At 62.1% G+C, this 18,959-nt stretch carries 16 protein-coding genes, 1 pseudogene and 1 riboswitch; of the genes and pseudogenes, 11 read left to right on the top strand and 6 right to left on the bottom strand.

Translation table 11 applies throughout. The features are described 5' to 3' along the window. Window positions 1-4: 4 nt before the first annotated feature. The 5 genes and pseudogenes from NVV77_RS17765 to NVV77_RS17745 all read right to left on the bottom strand — a co-directional run bounded on the left by NVV77_RS17765 (window position 5) and on the right by NVV77_RS17745 (window position 4,067). On the bottom strand, window positions 5-1,012 hold the full coding sequence (locus NVV77_RS17765; RefSeq protein WP_295415287.1) for an ABC transporter substrate-binding protein: 1,008 nt from the start codon (window positions 1,010-1,012) through the stop codon (window positions 5-7). Between the two features lie 2 nt (window positions 1,013-1,014). Next, on the bottom strand, window positions 1,015-1,764 hold the full coding sequence (locus NVV77_RS17760; RefSeq protein WP_295415286.1) for an ABC transporter ATP-binding protein: 750 nt from the start codon (window positions 1,762-1,764) through the stop codon (window positions 1,015-1,017). Further along, window positions 1,761-2,558, bottom strand: a complete 798-nt coding sequence (locus NVV77_RS17755) for an ABC transporter permease (RefSeq protein WP_295415285.1) — start codon at window positions 2,556-2,558, stop codon at window positions 1,761-1,763. The genes NVV77_RS17760 and NVV77_RS17755 overlap by 4 nt, the downstream gene beginning before the upstream one ends. 11 nt (window positions 2,559-2,569) lie before the next feature. After that, window positions 2,570-3,179, bottom strand: a pseudogene (locus tag NVV77_RS17750) (YkoF family thiamine/hydroxymethylpyrimidine-binding protein). Then, window positions 3,170-3,282: riboswitch (TPP riboswitch) on the bottom strand. (Overlaps the previous pseudogene by 10 nt.) A 116-nt stretch (window positions 3,283-3,398) precedes the next feature. Further along, a complete protein-coding gene (locus NVV77_RS17745; protein WP_295415284.1) occupies window positions 3,399-4,067 on the bottom strand; it encodes a GntR family transcriptional regulator in 669 nt (222 codons plus the stop codon). Between the two features lie 136 nt (window positions 4,068-4,203). Here NVV77_RS17745 and NVV77_RS17740 point away from each other — a divergent pair, with 136 nt between their 5' ends. From NVV77_RS17740 to NVV77_RS17690, 11 genes are all read left to right on the top strand, one after another. Beyond that, window positions 4,204-4,821 (top strand): flavin reductase family protein, encoded by a 618-nt coding sequence (locus NVV77_RS17740; RefSeq protein WP_295416196.1) that lies wholly within the window; start codon window positions 4,204-4,206, stop codon window positions 4,819-4,821. A gap of 11 nt (window positions 4,822-4,832) precedes the next feature. Continuing rightward, entirely contained in the window at window positions 4,833-5,534 is a 702-nt protein-coding gene (locus tag NVV77_RS17735) for an aspartate/glutamate racemase family protein (protein ID WP_295415283.1), read from the top strand. A 292-nt stretch (window positions 5,535-5,826) separates the two neighbouring features. Next, window positions 5,827-6,795: an ABC transporter permease gene (locus NVV77_RS17730; RefSeq protein ID WP_295415282.1), complete on the top strand. Its 969-nt coding sequence runs from the start codon at window positions 5,827-5,829 to the stop codon at window positions 6,793-6,795. Window positions 6,796-6,807: 12 nt separating this feature from the next. Continuing rightward, window positions 6,808-7,746 (top strand): ABC transporter permease, encoded by a 939-nt coding sequence (locus NVV77_RS17725; RefSeq protein WP_295415281.1) that lies wholly within the window; start codon window positions 6,808-6,810, stop codon window positions 7,744-7,746. Between the two features lie 13 nt (window positions 7,747-7,759). Next, the gene (locus tag NVV77_RS17720; RefSeq protein WP_295415280.1) at window positions 7,760-8,953 is read left to right on the top strand and encodes an amidohydrolase family protein; all 1,194 of its coding nucleotides are present in this window, start codon (window positions 7,760-7,762) and stop codon (window positions 8,951-8,953) included. Then, entirely contained in the window at window positions 8,950-10,440 is a 1,491-nt protein-coding gene (locus tag NVV77_RS17715) for an amidohydrolase family protein (protein ID WP_295415279.1), read from the top strand. The genes NVV77_RS17720 and NVV77_RS17715 overlap by 4 nt, the downstream gene beginning before the upstream one ends. Next, window positions 10,433-11,419, top strand: coding sequence for an ABC transporter ATP-binding protein (locus NVV77_RS17710; protein ID WP_295415278.1), 987 nt, complete (start codon window positions 10,433-10,435; stop codon window positions 11,417-11,419). The genes NVV77_RS17715 and NVV77_RS17710 overlap by 8 nt, the downstream gene beginning before the upstream one ends. Then, entirely contained in the window at window positions 11,416-12,378 is a 963-nt protein-coding gene (locus tag NVV77_RS17705) for an ABC transporter ATP-binding protein (protein WP_295415277.1), read from the top strand. Before NVV77_RS17710 ends, NVV77_RS17705 begins: the two co-directional genes overlap by 4 nt. An 83-nt stretch (window positions 12,379-12,461) precedes the next feature. Continuing rightward, window positions 12,462-14,030 carry an ABC transporter substrate-binding protein gene (locus NVV77_RS17700; RefSeq protein WP_295415276.1) on the top strand — a complete coding sequence of 523 codons (1,569 nt, stop codon included), beginning with the start codon at window positions 12,462-12,464 and terminating at the stop codon, window positions 14,028-14,030. Window positions 14,031-14,083: 53 nt separating this feature from the next. Further along, window positions 14,084-15,562, top strand: coding sequence for an amidohydrolase family protein (locus NVV77_RS17695; protein ID WP_295415275.1), 1,479 nt, complete (start codon window positions 14,084-14,086; stop codon window positions 15,560-15,562). A 24-nt stretch (window positions 15,563-15,586) separates the two neighbouring features. After that, window positions 15,587-17,059 carry an amidohydrolase family protein gene (locus NVV77_RS17690; RefSeq protein ID WP_295415274.1) on the top strand — a complete coding sequence of 491 codons (1,473 nt, stop codon included), beginning with the start codon at window positions 15,587-15,589 and terminating at the stop codon, window positions 17,057-17,059. 31 nt (window positions 17,060-17,090) lie between these two features. On the opposite strand, the gene NVV77_RS17685 is transcribed toward NVV77_RS17690, so the two are convergent. Continuing rightward, on the bottom strand, window positions 17,091-18,722 hold the full coding sequence (locus NVV77_RS17685) for a tetratricopeptide repeat protein (RefSeq protein ID WP_295415273.1): 1,632 nt from the start codon (window positions 18,720-18,722) through the stop codon (window positions 17,091-17,093). Window positions 18,723-18,959 lie beyond the last annotated feature (237 nt).

Genomic DNA, 18,959 nt, shown 5'->3' with positions numbered 1-18,959 from the left:
CATTCTACCTCTTAGTGGTGAGATATTCGTTGGAGTAATAGGTCGAAACGTCAGGGGCCTTTGTTAGCGGTTTGCCCTCGCCATCCTTCAGGATCCCCGACCGGAAAATGAACTCGCCTACAGCCTCCATTTTGGCAGCATTGATCGTTCCGACCTCGCCGTCTTCGCCCCTGAGGTAGTGGTCGTCGATCAGAGCTTGGAGCGACGCTCGAACGAAATCGCGGTCGAGGGCTGCCTCGGGATTGGCGGCAACGAGAATGTCGGCCGCCTCATCGGGGTTTTCGACCGCGTAGGCATAGCCTTTTTGCGTGGCGCCGATGAAGGCCGTAGCGGTGTCTGGGTGTTCTGCGAGATAGGCGCCACTGGTACCAATGAAATTCGTATGCTGGTCGGGCACCCCGAAATCGGCATAGCGGAACGCGCGCTGCTTGCGACCATCACGATCCGCCTTCACGCCCTCCCAAGTGTAAACTTCAAGGGTGAAATCAACGGCACCATTGTAGAGCGCCTCATAGGCCGAGGTGCCAAGGGTCAACGTCTCATATTCGCCCTTGCCGCCATCATTGCGGATCATTGTGCCCAACAGGACGTCCTCCCACGCCCCACCGAACCCCGCATAGGTTTTTCCATCAAGGTCCTTGGGGCTTTGGATATCCTGTCGGTCGCCATTGAACACCAGTCGACCCGTTTCCGTCTGCACAAGGGCATAAGTTGCAACCAGATCGGCGCCGGCGGCCCGCTGGATGAAGAGGCCGATGGACCCGAGAACACCAAAATCGGCGACGCGGTTGGCAACGAGGGTAGCGGCGGAGGTATCCGAATAGGGCAGGATCTGCACGTCCAGACCAGCTTCATCGTAGAAGCCCTTCGCTTCCGCCACATAGAGGCCGATGTGGTTGGTGTTGGGCGTCCAATCCAGCGCCATGGTTACCGGCGTTGGTTGCGCCATGACGGGCACGGCTGTGGCCAACGTAGCAATGAGAAGAGCGGCGGCGGGGCGAAGGAGCGGCATGGTCAAACCTCGGCTTTGAAGAGCGTTTGCAGGATTTCGAACTCGATGGCGGCCAGAGCGTTAGAACCCGTAGGGGGTCTGGGGTGTGTCAAGGGCACCTGGATTGTGCGGTCGATCCGAGCCGGGCGGGCGGAAAGCACATAGACCCGGTCGGATAACAGGGTGGCTTCACGCACATCGTGGGTGATCAGGAGCACGGTCCAACGATGACGCGTCCACATCTCGGCAAGCCAGCGCTGCATTCGGGTGCGGGTGAGGGCATCGAGAGCGCCGAACGGTTCGTCGAGTAGCAGGATGGGTTTGCCCTGGACCACGGTCCGCAAGAGCGCGGCGCGCTGGCGCATCCCACCTGACAATTGGGCGGGATAGTGGAACTCGAAGCCATTGAGGCCGAATTCGGCGAACAATGGACGAACTTTATCGCGTGTGGCGCTGCGGGACATTCCTGCCACTTCCAGGCCGAGCGTCGTGTTGTCGATGACGCGACGCCAAGGCATCAGCGCATCGCGTTGCGGCATGAAGGCGAAGCGGTGCCGACCCGGTATCAGGGGGCTGCCGTCGAACAGTATCTCGCCACTATCCGGTTCCAACGCCCCGGTCAGCAGATTGAGTATTGTGGACTTCCCGGCCCCGGACGGTCCAACGATGGAGACGAACTCACCCGGGCGCACGAAGAGGCTGATGTCATGCAGCACGGTGTTGCCATCGAAGCCCTTATTCACACCCCGCATTTCCAGACCCGCCGTGCTCATCGGCTCTCCCCGAGGCGGGCCCACGGCATGGCGGCGCGTTGGACTAAAACCGTGGCCCCAAAAAGGGCCAGGGTCAGCGTCGCGCTGACGAAAACAGCGGCCAGCACTAGGTCGGGACGAAAATTGTTCTTGGCGTTGAGGATGTAGATCCCAAGTCCTTTGGCGGCGCCGGCATATTCCGAGAAGATCGCGCCGACGACGGCGTAGGTGATGGAAATCCGCAGGCCGGCGAAGAAATAGGGCAGGGAGGACGGCAGTCGCGCCATGGTGAAGATGCGCCAGCGCGAGGCCCCCATGGAGGCGAGCAAGGCCTCGAGATCGCGGTCGGTGGCGGCGTAACCCTGTGCCAACGCCACCAGCACCGGAAAGAACGTCACCAGGGCGACCAGCACGATCTTGGGCGTCAGTCCAAAGCCGAACCAGAGCACGATCAGCGGGGCGATGGCGATCAATGGCAGAGTTTGAGTGATGATGAAGACGGGGAATAGCGCCCTTCGCAGCGGCGGGAAGAAGTCCACCAGAAGCGAAAAGACAAATGCGGCAATCAGCGAACAGCTGAAGCCGAAGGTGGTGGCCTGGAGCGTCGCCAGGCTGTGACTTGCGAGTGCCTCGCGTTGTTCAAAGGCCTGCAGCAGAATTCTCGAAGGCGCCGGCAGCGCCGTCGGCGAAATACCCGAGAAATGCACATAGGCTTCCCAGCCAAGGACGAGCGTGGCAACCGACAACACGGCCGGACCAGCATGACTGGAAAGACGCGCAACGGCGCGCAAAGGAGCGGATCCGATCGACATCATGGCTCCAACGCTTAACGGGCGCTGGGGCTGTTGGCCGAAACCGTGAGATCGATGGTGACATGCCCCTCGGGCGGCCCGAAGCGACAGAAAGCCTGTTCCAGGGTGGCAAACAAGGCGCCGGTATCGCCGTTGAGTTTGGTGCAGAAGTGCTTGGACGTCTCGAAGGTGCCCGAGTTTTTCAGGAAGTCGATGCAGCCGTAAATTTCGTCCATGTGGTTCCCTTGCCCCATGACGTAGAGCGAGAACTGGGCGACCGAGAAAACGTTCATTGTCGGTGCATCGGCAACTGCGGCCAGAGCAGCTTGCTGACGTTCGGCAAGCGGAGCCATTGGACCGGCGAAATGCCCCGATTGACAGATGGCGTCATCTGGTTCGCCCGGACAGCCGCGTGAAATTGCCGCCGAGAGGGTGCAATGAACACCAGTCCTTGCAGCTGCGCTGAAAAGGTCCCGCATGGCCGGGAACAGGACTTCCGGCGGCCCGACGAGAAGTGTGGAAACGTCATCGGTCTCGATGCGCAGGCGATCCCGATAGGGATCAAGCGCCGAAAAGGGCACTCATGATGATGCCGACGAAATCGTCGGCCATCGGATAAAGGGAAATTTGTGCGCCAGAGAACATAGCCCGCCTCGCTCCGCTGGTATTACCCAGATCAGCTGTAGGGTCCGAAGGCTTGTCGCCTCCATCTCAGCCCCGACTCTACGGAGCACCCCTGTGGAATGGCGCGACCATAGGCGAGCCAGGGACGATCGCGCAAGTGAGGATTTCAACTATCTCGGCGCCGAGGAGGACTGCCCCATGAGGTCTTGCCCTCGCATGCCTACCTAGCCCCTTTGACAGCTACAGCAATGCGTCCTTGAGGCTGCGGGCGAGGTCGAGGTTGCCGGAGAGCTTGAGCTCATTTTCGACATGCTCGAGGTGATGGACCATTGCGTGTTGCGCCTTTTGCAGGTCGCCGTTCTTGAGATGCATCAGCAGCTCTTCGTGCTCGTCCGGTCCGCAATTGTATTTGTCTGAATCGCGGAAGGCCGCCGTGATTAGCGAGGTGCGACTGACAAGGTCGCGCATCAGGCCCCAGAGGAAATCGGCTCCGGCCATTTCGGCCAGCATGAGGTGAAAACCGCCGGAGAGCTTGATGATCTCGCGCTGGTCGTTGGTGGCGTTGGCTGCGCGCTCCTTGGCGACATGCGCGAAGAGGTCGAGCAGCTTTTCGGCATCGAGATGGCCGATGAGTCGGGCCAACACGCGCTGCTCGACTTCGCGCCGGATGTGGAAAATGTCGCGCGCTTCTTCCGCGCTCGGCTCGGCAACGATGGCGCCCTTGTTGGCCTCGGTCTTAACGAGGCCGTCGCGCTCGAGAGCCGTCAAGACCTGACGGATGCGGGCCCGGCTCACCCCGAAAATTTCCGCAAGCTCCGCCTCTTTCAGGCGCATCCCCGGACGCAGTCGGCGCTCGGCGATGGAGAGCCAGATGCGTTCGGCGATATGTTCGACGGTTATGGGTGCCATTTGTGCGGACCGGACAGCGTTGCCTTGTGACTTCTAACTCTTTTTTCCATCTGGTCCACATAAATCAAAGCCGTTATTGTAGACAATAATGTCGACTTTATGCGACGCGCTTGTGACCGTGACTGAAAGTACCGCGATGGAATTCGATCTGACTGCGCTCGAGCCGATGGACCGCTACCGCCTGCTCACCAATTTTGTGGGCCCGCGCCCTATTGCGCTCGTCACAACGCGTTCCGCGAACGGCCATAGCAACGGCGCACCGATGAGCTTCTTCAATGTCTTTTCCCATGATCCGGCGATCGTTGCGCTTGGCATCCAGCCGCGCCCCAACGGGCAGGAGAAGGACACGGTCGCCAATATCCGGCGCACCAACGAGTTCACTGTGAATATGGTCGATATGCCCCTGGCCGAGACCATGTTGATCTGCGGTCTACCGGTTGATGCCGATACCGATGAACTGGCCCTGGCCGAGGCCGAGACTGCTCCCGGCGCCCAGGTCGATTGCGTTTACCTGCCCGCCAGCCCCTGCGCCATGGAGTGCCGCGTCGAGCGCATCATCGAATATCCGCGCCGCGTCATCATCCTGGGCGAAGTGGTGCATATGCACATAAGGCGCGATTGCCTCGACGAGCAGCAGCGCTACGTCAATCCCGAGGTCTATCACCCCATCGCCCGGCTCCATGCCGACAATTACATCGTCTCTGATCAGCAGTTTGTCCTCAAAGCTCCCGCGCTGGCGGACCTCAAGAAATAGATGCCAAAGCCATGCAAATCCTGCTGATTAATCCCAATTCCACCGCGTCAATGACCGAGCAGGCACTGCGCACGGCCCAGCGCGTGGCCTCTCCGGGCACAGTGATCGATGCGCGCACCGGTAGCGGCACCCCAGTCAGCATCGAGGGTTTTTCCGACGAAGCTCTATCGGTTCCCGCCATGCTGGCCGACATTCGTGCGGCCGAAGCTGCTGGTGCCGAGGCCACCGTCATCGCCTGTTTCGACGATCCCGGCCTCGATGCTGCCCGCGAATATGCCGCCGGGCCCGTGCTTGGAATTTGCCAAGCGGCCGTTCAGGCGGCCATGGTCGTCGCCAAGCGCTTTTCCATCATCACCACGTTGCCGCGCTCCGTGCCGGCCATCGAAGACTTGGTGCTGCGCTATGGCGCCAGCCAGCATTGCCGCCGCGTCCGTTGCATCGATCTGCCAGTCCTGACGCTCGAAGCCGAGCCCGAGCGCGCCTTCGATCTGCTTCTCGCCGAGATCGCACGGGCCCGCGACGAGGACCGTGCCGAGGCCGTGGTGTTGGGGTGCGCGGGCATGTCCGAAATGACCGATGCACTGACCGCGGCCACTGGCGTCGTCGTTATCGATGGCATCGTCGTTGCCATCAAGGCAGCCGAGGCTTTGGTCGGGGCGGGGCTGCGCACGTCCAAGGCTAATTCCTACGCCTTTCCTCGTCAGAAGGACTGAGTGTTGCCGGGCAATCGCGTCTTGTCGCGCCGATTGCCGAACTCTTTGCGCGCATCTTGCGGGTAATAATGTCGGCAGAATTGTCGACAATATGATTGACACGAGTTTGCTCGACGGTAAGGATGCAACCATGCGGTCAGGAGAAGGCCGCTGGAGGATGGAGGAAAAGATGGGTTTTGCCGGGAGCGCCATGGCGTCCCGAAATGACGGAATGACCGGCAATCCCGGTCAGTGCCTGGCCATGCGCCCGGTTGCCGTCCCAAAGCTCTCTTTGCCAAACGGGAAATAGCCAATGCTGGTCTTCATCATCAAAAAGCTAGCCAATGCTCTACTGGTGATGCTGACCGTGGCCCTTCTGGCCTTCCTGATTTTCCGCCTGGCGGGCGATCCGGTGGACATGATGTCCACCGAGCAGACGACCCAGGCCGACAAGGAGCTGCTGCGCGAAAAGCTCGGCCTCAACGACAATTTCCTCGTTCAATATACCCGCTTTGTCGGCAACGCCGCCCAGGGCAATTTCGGCATTTCCTACCGCAACGGCCAGGAAGTCCTTGGCCTGATCGCTGAGCGTTTCCCCGCCACCATGGAACTGGTGATCGTCGCGACCATCCTGTCGCTGCTCGTTGGCCTGCCACTCGGCGTGCTGACGTCGATAAAACGGGGGGCCTGGTATTCGGAAATCCTGCAATTCGGCTCGATTATCGGGGTGTCGCTCCCCAGTTTCGTGGTCGGCATCCTGCTTATTCTGGTGTTCTCCGTTTCGCTGGGCGTGCTTCCCGCCTTCGGGCGCGGTGATGTCGTCGAACTTGGGTGGTGGTCGACCGGCTTTCTCACGCGCACCGGCCTTCTGGCGCTGATCCTGCCCTCGATTTCGCTCTCGCTCTATCAGGTGACCCTGGTGATGCGGCTCGTGCGCGCCGAAATGCTTGAGGTCATGCGCTCGGACTTCGTCAAATTTGCCCGGGCCCGCGGCATTCCACGCTTCCGAATCTATTTCCGCCACGCCCTGCGCAATTGCCTCATGCCGGTCGTGACGCTCACCGCAATGAATATCGGCACGCTGATCGCCTTCGCGCTGATCACCGAAACCGTCTTCCAGTGGCCGGGCATGGGCATGCTGTTCATCCAGGCCGTGACCTTCGTCGATATCCCGGTCATGGCGGCCTATCTCTGCATCGTCTCCTTCATCTTCGTTTTCCTCAACACCATGGTCGACATCCTCTACGCGGTGATCGACCCCCGCCTGCGCGGCGCCAAATAGGGGAAGAGAACCATGTCGATCCAGTCCACACCCCAACGTCCTTCGCTGATCGAGCGCATCCGCCGCAGCGACCTCCGGTGGTCCTTTTCCCACTCGGTGCCGGCCCGCTTTGCGGCGGTGCTGCTGACCGTGCTGGTGCTCTCGGCATTCCTTGCCCCGCTCATCGCGCCGCAAAATCCCTATGACGCGATGCAGCTCGACATGTGGAAGTCCGAACTGCCGCCGATCTGGGTCGAGGGCAGCGAATGGCCCTATATCCTGGGCACCGACACCCAGGCCCGCGACATGCTCTCGGTGATGCTTTATGGCACGCGCACCTCGCTGCTGATTGGCCTCGCCGCGGTGTCATTTTCGCTGCTGATCGGCCTCAGCTTCGGCCTCATCGCCGGCTATTTCGGGGGTGTCGTCGACAACCTTCTTATGCGCATCGGCGACGTGGTCCTGTCCATCCCGACCATTCTCATCGCTATCCTGGTCTCGGCCATCGTCCGCCAGATGCTGCCACCCGATCTGCGCGAAATTGGCGCCTCGGCCGTGCTGGTCCTTGCCATCACGCTATCGGGCTGGGTGCAATATGCCCGCACCGTGCGGGCCCAGACCATTGTCGAACGCGGCAAGGAATATGTGATGGCCGCGCGCCTGCTGCGGGTGCCGCCGCGGCGCATCATGGTCAAGCACATCCTGCCCAATACGCTGACCCCGGTTTTCGTCGCGGCAACGCTCAGCTTCGGCATGGCCATTCTCACTGAGGCGACGCTGTCGTTCCTCGGCATCGGCATGCCGCCGGGCCAGCCGTCCCTGGGGACGCTGATCCGCATCGGCAATCAATACCTGTTCTCGGGCATGTGGTGGATCGTCATCTTCCCCGTCATGCAGCTCTGCCTGCTGGTCATTTCGGTGAACCTGCTGGGCGATTGGCTGCGCGATGCCCTCAATCCCAAGCTGCGATAGTCGAGGGTAAGAAATGCACGACCTGCACCTCAAAAATGTCCGCCCCCTCGGCGAGGCCAACTGCGACATTCTCATCAAGAATGGCGTTATCGTCGAAATCGGCAAGGTTGCCGACCAGCCCGGCATGCCGGTGGAAGACGGTGGCAATGCCATCGTCTGGCCCGGTCTCATCGACGCCCACACCCATCTCGACAAGACCACCTGGGGCATGGGCTGGCACGAAAACAACCGTGAAGCGGTGCTGCGCAGCCGCATCGATTTCGAGCGCGAAAACCGCATTGCTCTGGGCATGGACCCGCATATCCAGTCCATGCGCCATGCGATCGGCCTCGCTTCCAATGGCGCGACCCACGTCCGCAGCCACGTCGATATCGACACCACCCATGGGCTGAGCCTCGTTGAAGGCGTCGAGCGCACCCGCGAAGCCCTCAAGGGCATTATTGACATCGAATTGGTCGCCTTCCCGCAGTCCGGCGTCATGGGTCGCCCAGGCACCGTCGAGCTGCTCGATGCGGCTCTTGCCAATGGCTGCGAAGTCCTGGGCGGCATCGACCCCTGCGGCATTGATCGCGACCCCAAGGGCCAGCTTGACGTGCTCTTTGATCTCGCACTCAAGCATGGCGTCGATGTCGACATTCATCTCCATGAAGTGGGCGACCTCGGCGCCTTCACCATGGAGCTGATTTTCGAGCGCGTCCGCGCCAATGGCATGCAGGGCCGCTTCGGCATCAGCCACGCTTTTGCGCTGGGAATGAGCGACACCGTTCGTGCCGGCAAGCTCATCGACGAAATCGCCGAACTCGATATCGCCATTCTCACGACCGGCGCGCCCTCGGCCACTGTTCCCTCGGTCAAGCGCCTGCGCGAGGCCGGGGTGCGCACCGGCGCCGGTTGCGATGGCATCCGCGATACCTGGGGCCCATGGGGCCAGCCCGATATGATGGATCGCGCCCGCATCATCGGCATGAAGAATGCCGTGCGCTCCGACATCGACCTGCGGCACATGCTCGAACTCGTCTCCCAGGGCGGCGCCGACGTTATGCGGCTCGAAAATTACGGCGTGAAGGTCGGCGCCAAGGCCGATTTCACCCTGCTGGTCGGCGAAACCGTTGCCCATTCCGTCGTCGAAATCGCCCCGCGGCCAATGGTGGTCAAGGGCGGCCGCGTCATTGCCCGCAACGGCACCTGCATCGTGGACATGGTATGAGCGCGCTTGCTTCTCTCAAACTCGGCGCAAGACCAGAGGGGCGCACGCTCCTCACCGCCGCCTGGGTTCTCGCCCATGAAGAGGCCGGTCCCATCCTCCTCAAAAACGGCGAAGTCGTCATCGAGGGCGACCGGGTCATTTTCACCGGCCATGGTTTTGCCGGCGAGGTCGCCCGCCGCATTGATTTCGGCCGCGCGCTGATCTCGCCCGGTCTCATCGATCTCGACGCACTCTCTGATCTCGACACAACCATTCTCGGCATCGACCATTTCCCCGGCTGGAAAAAGGGTCGCGTCCTGCCGCTGACCTATGTCGAAAAAGGGCCGTACGAAATGTACACGCCCGAGGAACTGGCCTTCCAGAAGCGCTTTGCCTTCGGCCAGTTGCTCCTCAACGGCATCACCACTGCCGCTCCCATTGCCTCGCTCTTCTATCGCGAATGGGCCGAGACCGTTGCCGAGTTCGATGCCGCGGCCGATGCTGCCGGCGAACTTGGTCTCCGCGTCTATCTCAGCCCTGCCTATCGCGCTGGCGGCATGGTTCTCCATGCGCCGGGCGACATGCGTCCGCATTTCGATGAACAGCGCGGCCTTGATGGTCTTGCGGATGCCGTCAGCTACATCGAGCGCCAGTCCGGCCGCTATGAGGGCCTCATTCAGGGGCTTCTGGCGCCTGACCGCGTCGAAACCTGCACCACGGCGCTGCTGCGTGCCACTTTCGAGCAGGCCGAAGCCCTCGATTGCAAGGTTCGCCTCCACATGGCCCAGGGCACCATGGAGATGGACGTGGTCAAATCTCTCCACGGCACCACCGGCCCGGTTTGGCTCGCCCGCGAAGGCCTTCTCAGCGACCGCCTCATTGCTCCGCACGCCACCGTCGCCACCGACGAAGACCTGGGGCTCTATGCCGAGCACGGCGTTTCCATCGTCCATTGTCCGCTGGTTTCGGGCAGGGGTGGGGGCACGTTGAGATCTTTCTCGCGCGTCCGCGATATGGGCATCACCATTGCGCTGGGCACCGATACGACGCCCCCCGACATGATCATGAACATGCTGGTCGGCCTCATCGCCTGCCGCATCAATGACGGCGCGCCCGAACGCATTCTCTGCCGCGACCTTTTCGACGCCGCCACCCTCGGCGGCGCGAAAGCCCTCGGCCGCGCCGATATCGGTCGCCTGGCTCCCGGCAGCAAGGCCGACATCGCCGTCTTCCGCCTCGACGATGTGCACATGGCCCCCTCCATCGACCCGATCACGACTCTCGTGACCGGCGGCTCTGGCAAGGTGACAGATGCCGTGTTCGTCGATGGTCGCCTCTCCATGCGCCATAGCGAAGTCGCCGGCATCGACATGACAGCGGCGCGCGAAAAGGCCCAGGCCCAGTTCGACCGGCTCATCGCCCAATATCCGGCCCGCTCCTACGGGCACCCGCCGGTTTCGGAAATTTTCCCGCCCAGCTATCCCGAACGGGAGCATCCGCATGGCTGACGACAAACGACCTTGCCTCGAGGTGAAGAACCTCGTCGTCGAGTTTCCCAACCGCCACGGCACACTGACCGCGCTCAACGATGTGTCCCTGACCATCGCGCCCGGCGAAATCCTCGGCGTCGTTGGGGAATCGGGCGCGGGCAAGTCCATGACGGGCCTCGCCATTCTCGGCCTCCTCGAACGGCCCGGCCGCGTCGCCTCGGGCGATATCCTCCTCGAAGGCCGCTCCATTGCCAGCCTCAGCGATAGCGAAATGGAAAAGGTCCGCGGCCGCGAGATCGGCGCGATTTTCCAGGACCCGCTGACCTCGCTCAATCCGCTCTTCACCGTGGGCAGCCAGCTCGGCGAGACCATCCGCCAGCACATTCCCAATACCTCCAAGGCCCAGGCCCGCACCCGCGCCATCGAACTCCTCCGCGAAGTCGGCATTCCTGGCCCCGACGAGCGCGTCGATCACTATCCGCACCAGTTTTCCGGCGGCATGCGCCAGCGTGTCGTCATTGCCCTGGCGCTTGCCGCGCGCCCCAAACTCATCATCGCCGATGAGCCCACCACGGCGCTCGACGTGTCCATCCAGGCCCAGATCACCGGCCTCCTGCGCCGCCTCTGCAAGGAAAACGGCACGGCGGTGATGCTGGTGACCCACGATATGGGCGTCATTGCCGAAACCGCCGATCGCGTCGCCGTCATGTATGCCGGCCGCCTGATCGAGATCGGCCCGGTGGAGCAGGTGCTGAAGCACCCTTCGCACCCCTATACGCGCGGCCTCATGGCCTCGATTCCGGCGCTTGGTGCCCGCGTCGAAAAACTCAACCAGATTGATGGCGCCATGCCACGGCTCAACGCCATCCCACCCGGTTGCGCCTTCAATCCGCGCTGTCGCGACGCTGGTCCGCGCTGTCGCCAGGACCTGCCGGTGCTCGCGCCGACGCCCGCTGGCAAAGCCGCCTGCTGGCTTCACAATGGAGGCGTCGCATGACCCGCTCCGACACGTCGGCCCTCGAGGTCGTCAATCTCGACAAGACGTTTGACGTCTCGGCCTCCTTCCTCAATCGCCTTATCTACGGCCGCAAGCGCCAGATGCTGCATGCCGTCAACGATGTCAGCTTCTCCGTCCCGCTGGGCGGCTGCGTCAGCCTTGTGGGCGAGTCCGGTTGCGGCAAATCCACCGTCGCCCGCCTGGTTACCGGGCTCTACGATCCAAGCGCGGGCACGATCCGCTTTGCCAATGGAAAATCCGGCGCGCCGCTTTCCGCGCAGATGATTTTCCAGGACCCCTATGCCTCGCTCAATCCGCGCTGGCGGGTGAAGAACATCATCGCCGAGCCGCTGCGCGAACTGAAGTTGCGCAGTTCCGAGGCCGAGATCGCCGAGCGCGTCGCTGAACTGCTCGGTATCGTCGGCCTCAACATCGCCGATGGCGAAAAATTCCCGCATGAATTTTCCGGCGGCCAGCGCCAGCGCATTTCCATCGCCCGCGCTCTCGCCTCCGAGCCCGAATTCCTCGTCTGCGACGAGCCGACCTCGGCGCTCGACGTGTCGGTTCAGGCCCAGATCCTCAACCTGATGCGGCGCCTGCAGGACGAGTTGGGGCTGACCTATCTTTTCATCAGCCACGACCTCAGCGTCGTGCGCCACATGTCCGACCGCATCGCCGTGATGTATCTCGGCCGCATCGTCGAAGAGGCGGAGACCGAAGTCCTCTTCGCCGATCCAAAACACCCCTATACGCGCCTGCTGCTCGAAACCATTCCCGATGTGAACGAGCCGCATCGCGACCGCGAGATCGTGGCGGGCGAAGTGCCGAGCCCGCTCGCGCCGCCGCCCGGCTGCACCTTCCACACCCGCTGCCCCCTGGCTCAGGCCCAATGCAAGGTCGAACGCCCGGAGCTGCGAGACAAACCCGATGGCAGCCGCGTCGCCTGCCATTTCGCCTGAGGAGGGAAAGCTCAGGACGGGACGCACCGTTTCGGGGAGCCAAGCCCGGAACACCAAAACGCCGACATAACAGGAGAGAACGGATGTCTGTCGTAAAAACTATGCTGGCCGCCCTGGCGGTCTCGCTGTCGCTGGGGGCCATGGCGGCGCAGGCCGAAACGGTCAAGTGGGGCTCGCGAGCCGATATCTACTCGCTCGATCCCAACTCGATCCCCTCGACCTCGAACCTCGCCTTCCTCAACCACATCTATGAAGGCCTCGTACGCTACGACAAGACCTTCCAGATCGAGCCGGCCCTGGCCACCTCGTGGGAACTGATCGACGGCAAGTTCTGGCGCTTCAAGCTGCGCGAAGGCGTAAAATTCCACAACGGCGCTGAGCTCACTGCCGATGACGTGGTTGCGTCCGTCAAGCGCGCTGCCGATCCGGCCTCGCCGCTCAAGGGCAATATGCCCCTCTACAAGGATATCCGTAAGGTCGACGACTACACCGTCGAGATCGATGTCAGCACCACCTCGTCGCTGTTCCTCAACGACATCACCAATATTTTCATCTTCGACGCCGATTGGCTCAAGGACAACAATACCGAAAAGCCGTCCGATTTCGCCCAGGGCATCGAAGGCTATGCCACCAGCCACACCAATGGCACCGGCCCCTTCATGCTCGAAAGCCGCGCGCCGGACAGCAAGACCGTGCTCATTGCCAACGAAGGCTGGTGGGACGAGAAGCACCACAATATCGACCGTCTCGAATTCATCCCGATCACTTCGGCTGCCACTCGCATTGCGGCGCTGCTTTCCGATGAAGTCGATCTGATCGACAGCGCTCCTATCCAGGATCTTGAACGTCTCAAGGCCGATCCGACCAAGACGGTGATGAGCCTCACCGAGTTGCGCACGGTTTTTGTCGCCTTCAACCGCAACGAAACGTTGCTCGATGGCCGTCCGAACCCGTTCAACGACATCCGTGTGCGCCAGGCCTTCGAAGCTGCCATCGACCGTGACCTGATCAACCAGCGCATCATGCGTGGCCTTGCCCGCCCGTCCGGTTCGATGATCGCTCCGGATATTGCCGGTTACTCGGCTGAACTCGACACCTATGAACCGGCCGACCCGGCCAAGGCGCAGGCTCTCCTCAAGGAAGCCGGCCAGGAAGGCGCTCAGTTCACCTATACCTGCATGAACGACGAGAGCATCAACGAAGAAGACTTCTGCCAGGGCATTGCCAATATGCTCACCCGCGCAGGTTTCGCGCCCACCATCGATATGGGTCCGCGCGCCGTGCAGTCGCCTAAGCGCACCAAGGGTGAAGTCGAAGTTTTCAACATCAGCTGGGCCAACGAGCCGACGCTGGACGCCTTCTCGCTGCTCTCGCAGGTGCTCGCGACCCGCGACGGCGCCTATGGCGTGTCCAACTATGGTGGCTGGTCGGTGCCGGCGCTCGACGATCTCGTCAAGCAGGCCGCCGCCGCGACCGATCCGGCAGAGCGCCTCTCGCTCGAAGAGCAGGCCCTGCGCATCGCCAAGGATGAACTGTTGATGATCCCGCTGCACCAGCAGCCGATCGCCTGGGCCACCGGCAGCCGCATCGACACCATCGACGTGCGCGCTGACAACAAGGCTCGCCACTGGTTCACGATGGTCGGCGAGTAAGCCACCACCCCGGCGCCCTTCGGGGCGCCGGTTCTTTCTTTTATCGAAGGGGAATGACTATGGCCGGCCTCAACGATCTCGCGCTGGGCTCCCGACCGAACGGCAAAACCCTGCTCACGGCCGAATGGCTCGTCGCCCACGAGGGTGACACCCATGTGCTCATCCGCAATGGCGAACTGGTTTTTGAGGGCAACCGCATCCTCTATGCCGGCCGTCGCTTTGAGGGCGACGTCGCCCGCCGCATCGACCTCGGCGCGGCGCTGATCAGTCCGGGCCTGATCGATCTCGACGCCCTCTCGGACCTCGATACCTATACGCTCGTCACCGACAATCAGCCCGGCTGGCCGCGCGGCCGCATCTGGCCTGAAAGCTATGTCGCCCGTGGCCCTTATGAGATGTATTCGCCCGAGGAGTTGGCCTTTCAGAAGAAGTTCGCCTTCGCGACGCTCCTTCTCAACGGCATCACCACTGCGCTCCCCATCGCCTCCCTCTACTATCGCGAATGGGCCGAAACGACCGATGAGTTCGACGCGGCGGCCGATGCGGCCACCGCCCTCGGGCTCCGTGTCTTCCTCGGCCCGGCCTATCGCTCCGGCGGCGCTGTCGTCGACGATAGCGGCATTTTTCACATGCGCTTCGACGAGGGCAGGGGCCTTGCAGGGCTCGACACCGCCCTCGATTTTGTTCGTCGTCACCACGGCACCCATGGCGGTCTCGTCAACGGCCTTCTGGCTCCCGATCGCGTCGAAACCTGCACTCAAACCATGCTCGAACGCACCATGGCTGCCGCGCTTGAACTCGATTGCCCTGTCCGCATCCACATGGCCCAAGGCAAGTTCGAACTCGACATGATGGACCGCCTCCACGGCACCACCGGCCCGCAATGGCTGGCCCGTCACGGCCTCCTCAACGATCACCTTATCGCCCCGCACGGCACCTATGCCAGCGATCGCGATGTGGCGCTTTATGCCGAACATGGCGTTAGCCTCGCCCATTCTCCGCTGGTCTCGGCGCGCATGGGCAGTGTCCTCAAATCCTTTGCCAGCTTTCGCGCGGCCGGCGTCAATATCGGCATGGCGACCGATACGGCCCCGTCCGACATGTGGATGAACATGCTGGTCGGCCTCATCGCCTGCCGCATCGCCGAAAATTCCAACGCCGCCAGCTCAGCCGACTTTTTCAACGCCGCCACGCTCGGCGGTGCCAAGGCGCTGCGCCGCACCGATCTCGGCCGCCTCTCTGCCGGCGCCTGCGCAGATATCGCCATCTTCCGCCTCGACGATATCAATATGACGCCCACGGTTGACCCCATCACCACTCTGCTCATGGGCGGCAATGGCAAGGTCACCGAAGCTGTCTTTGTCGATGGCCGCCTTTCCATGCGCCACGGACAGGTGCACGATTTCGACCTCGTTGCCGCGCGCCAGCAGGCGCAGCGTCAGTTCGAGGGCCTTGTGGCAAAGTATCCCGACCGAAGCTGGCGGCATCCGCCGGTCGAAGACCTCTTCCGCCCCAGCTTCCCGCTGCGCTGAAAATTACGGACTTGGAGCAAAACCATGGCAGGCACTGTTTTCATCAACGGCACCGTGGTCCCTGTGGACGCCGAACGTCGCATCATCGAAGACGGAGCGGTGCGTGTGGTCGGTGACCGAATTGTCGCCGTCGGCCCCAAATCCGAAATCACCATCGAGCCCGACGATCGCGTGGTCGATTGCAGCGGAAAACTCATCATTCCCGGTCTCATCGATGCTCACGGCCACGCCGGGCACTGCCTTATCCGCAGCATCGGGGTCGATACCAATCCGCTCTGGATGAAGATAGTTACCCCTGTCTACTACCACGCGGTCACCCGCGAATTCTGGTATGCCGACGGCCTCGTCTCCGGCCTTGAACGCTTGACCTCTGGCGTCACCACCTCGGTCAGCATCATTTCCTCGATGCCGCGCAGCGACGATCCGCAATTCGCGGTCAATCACGCCCGCGCCTATAGCGAGATTGGCCTCCGGGAAATCATTTGCACCGGTCCTGCGGGCCTTCCCTGGCCGCGCGCCGTCACCCGCTGGGAAACAGGCGAACCCCAGCGACGCAGTGTCTCCTTCGACGAAATGATGGATGGCACCGAAGCCACCATCGAAGCCATCAATGGCAGCGCGAACGGACGCATCCAGGTCTATGTGACCCCCTTCACCATCGTGCCCTCGCTCGATCCGTCAAACATGTCGACGCCCGACCAGGCGGTGTCCCTCACCCAGGCTGACCGCGACCAGGCCCGCGCCGTTCGCGAACTGGCGCGCAAACACGGCGTACGCATCCACTCCGACGCCTTTGCCGGCCATATCCGCCTCGCCTTCCAGGACAAGGAAAATGCCCTTCTCGGCCCCGATATCCACCTCCAGCACTGCTGGGGTATTTCCCATGAGGAAATCGACATCCTGGCCGAAACCGGCACCCACGTGACTCACGCCCCGCCGGGGCGCTCCACGCCGGTCATCGAAATGCTGGCCCGCGGTGTCAATGTCGCCGTCACCTCGGATGGCACTGCGCCCAGCCGCTATTTCGACATGCTGCAGATCGCACGCTCTTTCCAGTCCACCCAGCACGTGTTGCGCAACCACGACCGCTATTATTTCCCGCCCGGAAAGGTGCTCGAAATGATCACCATCGACGCCGCCCGTGCCCTCGGTATGGAAAAGGAAATCGGCTCGCTCGAAGTGGGCAAGAAGGCCGACATCGTCGTCATCGATATGGACCAGCCGCATCTGACGCCCAACTGGCTTCCGGTCCACCGCCTCATTCATCAGGCCGTTGGTTCCGACGTCGAAATGGTGATGGTCGACGGTGAATTCGTTCTTTTGGATCGTAAGCCAGTCCATGTCGACATGTCGGCGGCTCTCGCCGAGGGCAATCGGCAGGCGCAGGCGCTGGTCAAGCGCGCCGGTCTTGATCAGCATCTGCGTGATCCCGGCTGGGGCCAATTCTATCGCAGTTTTGACACGCGCGTCGAATTGCCCGACCTGCCGATCAACTGAACGCCCGAAGTGCGTCAGGCGGCCTGATGTCTTACGGGTTTCTCGACCGAAGGATTAGTTCAAAGCGCGGATGCGTTCGGAGGGCCTCGAAGTCGGGATCGCTTCGGAGCATATCTATGGTGTTTTGAGGGACGTTGCGGGCGGCGCGCTCCAGGTGATCCAGTGCCCGATCCATGTCACCCAATAGCGAACAGACGCATGCTGCATTGACCTGCGCGATGAAGTCTGTCGGATCAATCACCAACGCGCGGTCGAGCCAGGCATACGCCTTGTCCTTATGACCGAGATGGGCAAGGGCCACGGCGCCACGATGCAAGGGAGCGGCGTTTTCGGGGTGCAACTCACTGGCGCGGCCCGCTCGTTCTACGGCGATGATTGCCCAGTCCAGTTTCTGCGGGTCGTCTTTGGGCAGGTAGCTCGCTGCCATCATCGGCGAGACGTAGTCATCTGCTCGCAACCGGGCGGTCAGCGTGAAGCTTGCAAGGGCTTGCTCCCTGTCGGCGGTGAAGCGCGCCAGGGTCATGGCGAAAAAGAAATTGGCCTCGTAGGAATTGGGGTCGATGGATAGGGCCGTCCGATAGGCGTGGTCGGCTTCCACATATTGCTCGTTGCAGAACAGCGCAAAGCCTCTGGCTGCATGCGCCTCGGCCAGGCCGGGATCGAGATGGATCGCCTTGTCAGCCATGGCCAGTGTCGTCGTCAGCGAGACGTCCTCGCCATGCCAATCGCGCAGATAGCAGTCGCAGATCGCCATGCCAGCATAGGCGCGGGCATAGTTCGGATCGAGTTCGGCGGCCTTGCCGTACATGCGACGGGCCGGCAGCAAGTACGACCGGGTCAGGACAACTGCGAGCTGGCGGCCTCTAAGCTCGTAGTTATAGGCCTCAAGGTTGGTAGTTCGAGCCTGCTGGATCGCGCGTTTCTCTTCGGGCAATAGTTCGAGTTCGAGATGGGCGACGACGGCCTCGGTGATCTCATCCTGAATGGCAAAGATATCCGCCACCTGCCGGTCGAACCGTTCCGCCCACAGCAATTCGCCCGTGGCGCCGACGAGGAGGCGGATCGATACCCTTGTGCGCTCACCGGCGAGGCGGACGCTGCCTTCGAGAAGGTATGTGACGCCGAGCTCGTGGGCGATCTCGGCGCCCCGGCGCTCCGTCCTTTTGAAGGCGAAACTGTAGTTCTTCGATACGACCTTTAGCCTGCCGTTTCTGGCCAGCGCCGTGGTGATATCTTCGGCAATTCCGTCGGAGAACCACTCGTGTTCGGCAGCGGCAGTCTCAAAGGGTAGCACGGCAATCGAAGGTCTCTCGGCCGTCGGCCGCCTTTGGGGCGCTTGGTCTTGCTCGTCGCCATGCATCGAGAGGCGTTGCTCGTCGAGGATAAGACCTCGCCGTGGCACGGTACGGATAAATCCCCCCGCCTCGGGGCCAAGGGCGGCCCTGATGTCCTTGAGACACTGGCTCAGTGAATCGTCGGAGACAACGACGTCCGGCCACACCGCCTCGATCAGTTCGTCCCTGCCGATGACTCGGCCAGGATTGCGGACAAGATAGGTGAGCAATTCAAGCGATTTGGGGCGCAGCATCACCTCGCCGCGACTGTTGCGGAGCCTGCCTTGTTTTAGATCGAGCGTATGACCAGCGAAGCCGAAAACCGACATGGATGGAATGTTCCGTCGCGCCGCCCGCAACTATGCCCGAACATCAGCGGTGGTTCCAGCGCACTCGTCCACAAAGTTGGTCCTAGAGGTCGTTCGGGCGGGTGTCATAATTACTGCTCGAAGGGAGCGAGGTCTCCCTGCCATCGAGCCAGCGCTCGCGCTGCGAGAAGCGCTGGATGCCGATCTCTGCCAATTGTTCGTCGTTCAGAAAATCGAGATACGCGCGGACCGGGGGAG

This window comes from Devosia sp., assembly GCF_024707125.1.
Lineage (GTDB): Bacteria > Pseudomonadota > Alphaproteobacteria > Rhizobiales > Devosiaceae > Devosia.
Note: the sequence above shows the minus strand (reverse complement) of the source record. Positions and strands in the feature narration are given on the sequence as shown.

Coding starts and splice junctions, on each gene's coding strand:
- NVV77_RS17765 (WP_295415287.1), bottom strand. CDS start 1,012: ATGCCGCTCCTTCGCCCCGCCGCCGCTCTTCTCATTGCTACGTTGGCC.
- NVV77_RS17760 (WP_295415286.1), bottom strand. CDS start 1,764: ATGAGCACGGCGGGTCTGGAAATGCGGGGTGTGAATAAGGGCTTCGAT.
- NVV77_RS17755 (WP_295415285.1), bottom strand. CDS start 2,558: ATGATGTCGATCGGATCCGCTCCTTTGCGCGCCGTTGCGCGTCTTTCC.
- NVV77_RS17745 (WP_295415284.1), bottom strand. CDS start 4,067: ATGGCACCCATAACCGTCGAACATATCGCCGAACGCATCTGGCTCTCC.
- NVV77_RS17740 (WP_295416196.1), top strand. CDS start 4,204: ATGGAATTCGATCTGACTGCGCTCGAGCCGATGGACCGCTACCGCCTG.
- NVV77_RS17735 (WP_295415283.1), top strand. CDS start 4,833: ATGCAAATCCTGCTGATTAATCCCAATTCCACCGCGTCAATGACCGAG.
- NVV77_RS17730 (WP_295415282.1), top strand. CDS start 5,827: ATGCTGGTCTTCATCATCAAAAAGCTAGCCAATGCTCTACTGGTGATG.
- NVV77_RS17725 (WP_295415281.1), top strand. CDS start 6,808: ATGTCGATCCAGTCCACACCCCAACGTCCTTCGCTGATCGAGCGCATC.
- NVV77_RS17720 (WP_295415280.1), top strand. CDS start 7,760: ATGCACGACCTGCACCTCAAAAATGTCCGCCCCCTCGGCGAGGCCAAC.
- NVV77_RS17715 (WP_295415279.1), top strand. CDS start 8,950: ATGAGCGCGCTTGCTTCTCTCAAACTCGGCGCAAGACCAGAGGGGCGC.
- NVV77_RS17710 (WP_295415278.1), top strand. CDS start 10,433: ATGGCTGACGACAAACGACCTTGCCTCGAGGTGAAGAACCTCGTCGTC.
- NVV77_RS17705 (WP_295415277.1), top strand. CDS start 11,416: ATGACCCGCTCCGACACGTCGGCCCTCGAGGTCGTCAATCTCGACAAG.
- NVV77_RS17700 (WP_295415276.1), top strand. CDS start 12,462: ATGTCTGTCGTAAAAACTATGCTGGCCGCCCTGGCGGTCTCGCTGTCG.
- NVV77_RS17695 (WP_295415275.1), top strand. CDS start 14,084: ATGACTATGGCCGGCCTCAACGATCTCGCGCTGGGCTCCCGACCGAAC.
- NVV77_RS17690 (WP_295415274.1), top strand. CDS start 15,587: ATGGCAGGCACTGTTTTCATCAACGGCACCGTGGTCCCTGTGGACGCC.
- NVV77_RS17685 (WP_295415273.1), bottom strand. CDS start 18,722: ATGTCGGTTTTCGGCTTCGCTGGTCATACGCTCGATCTAAAACAAGGC.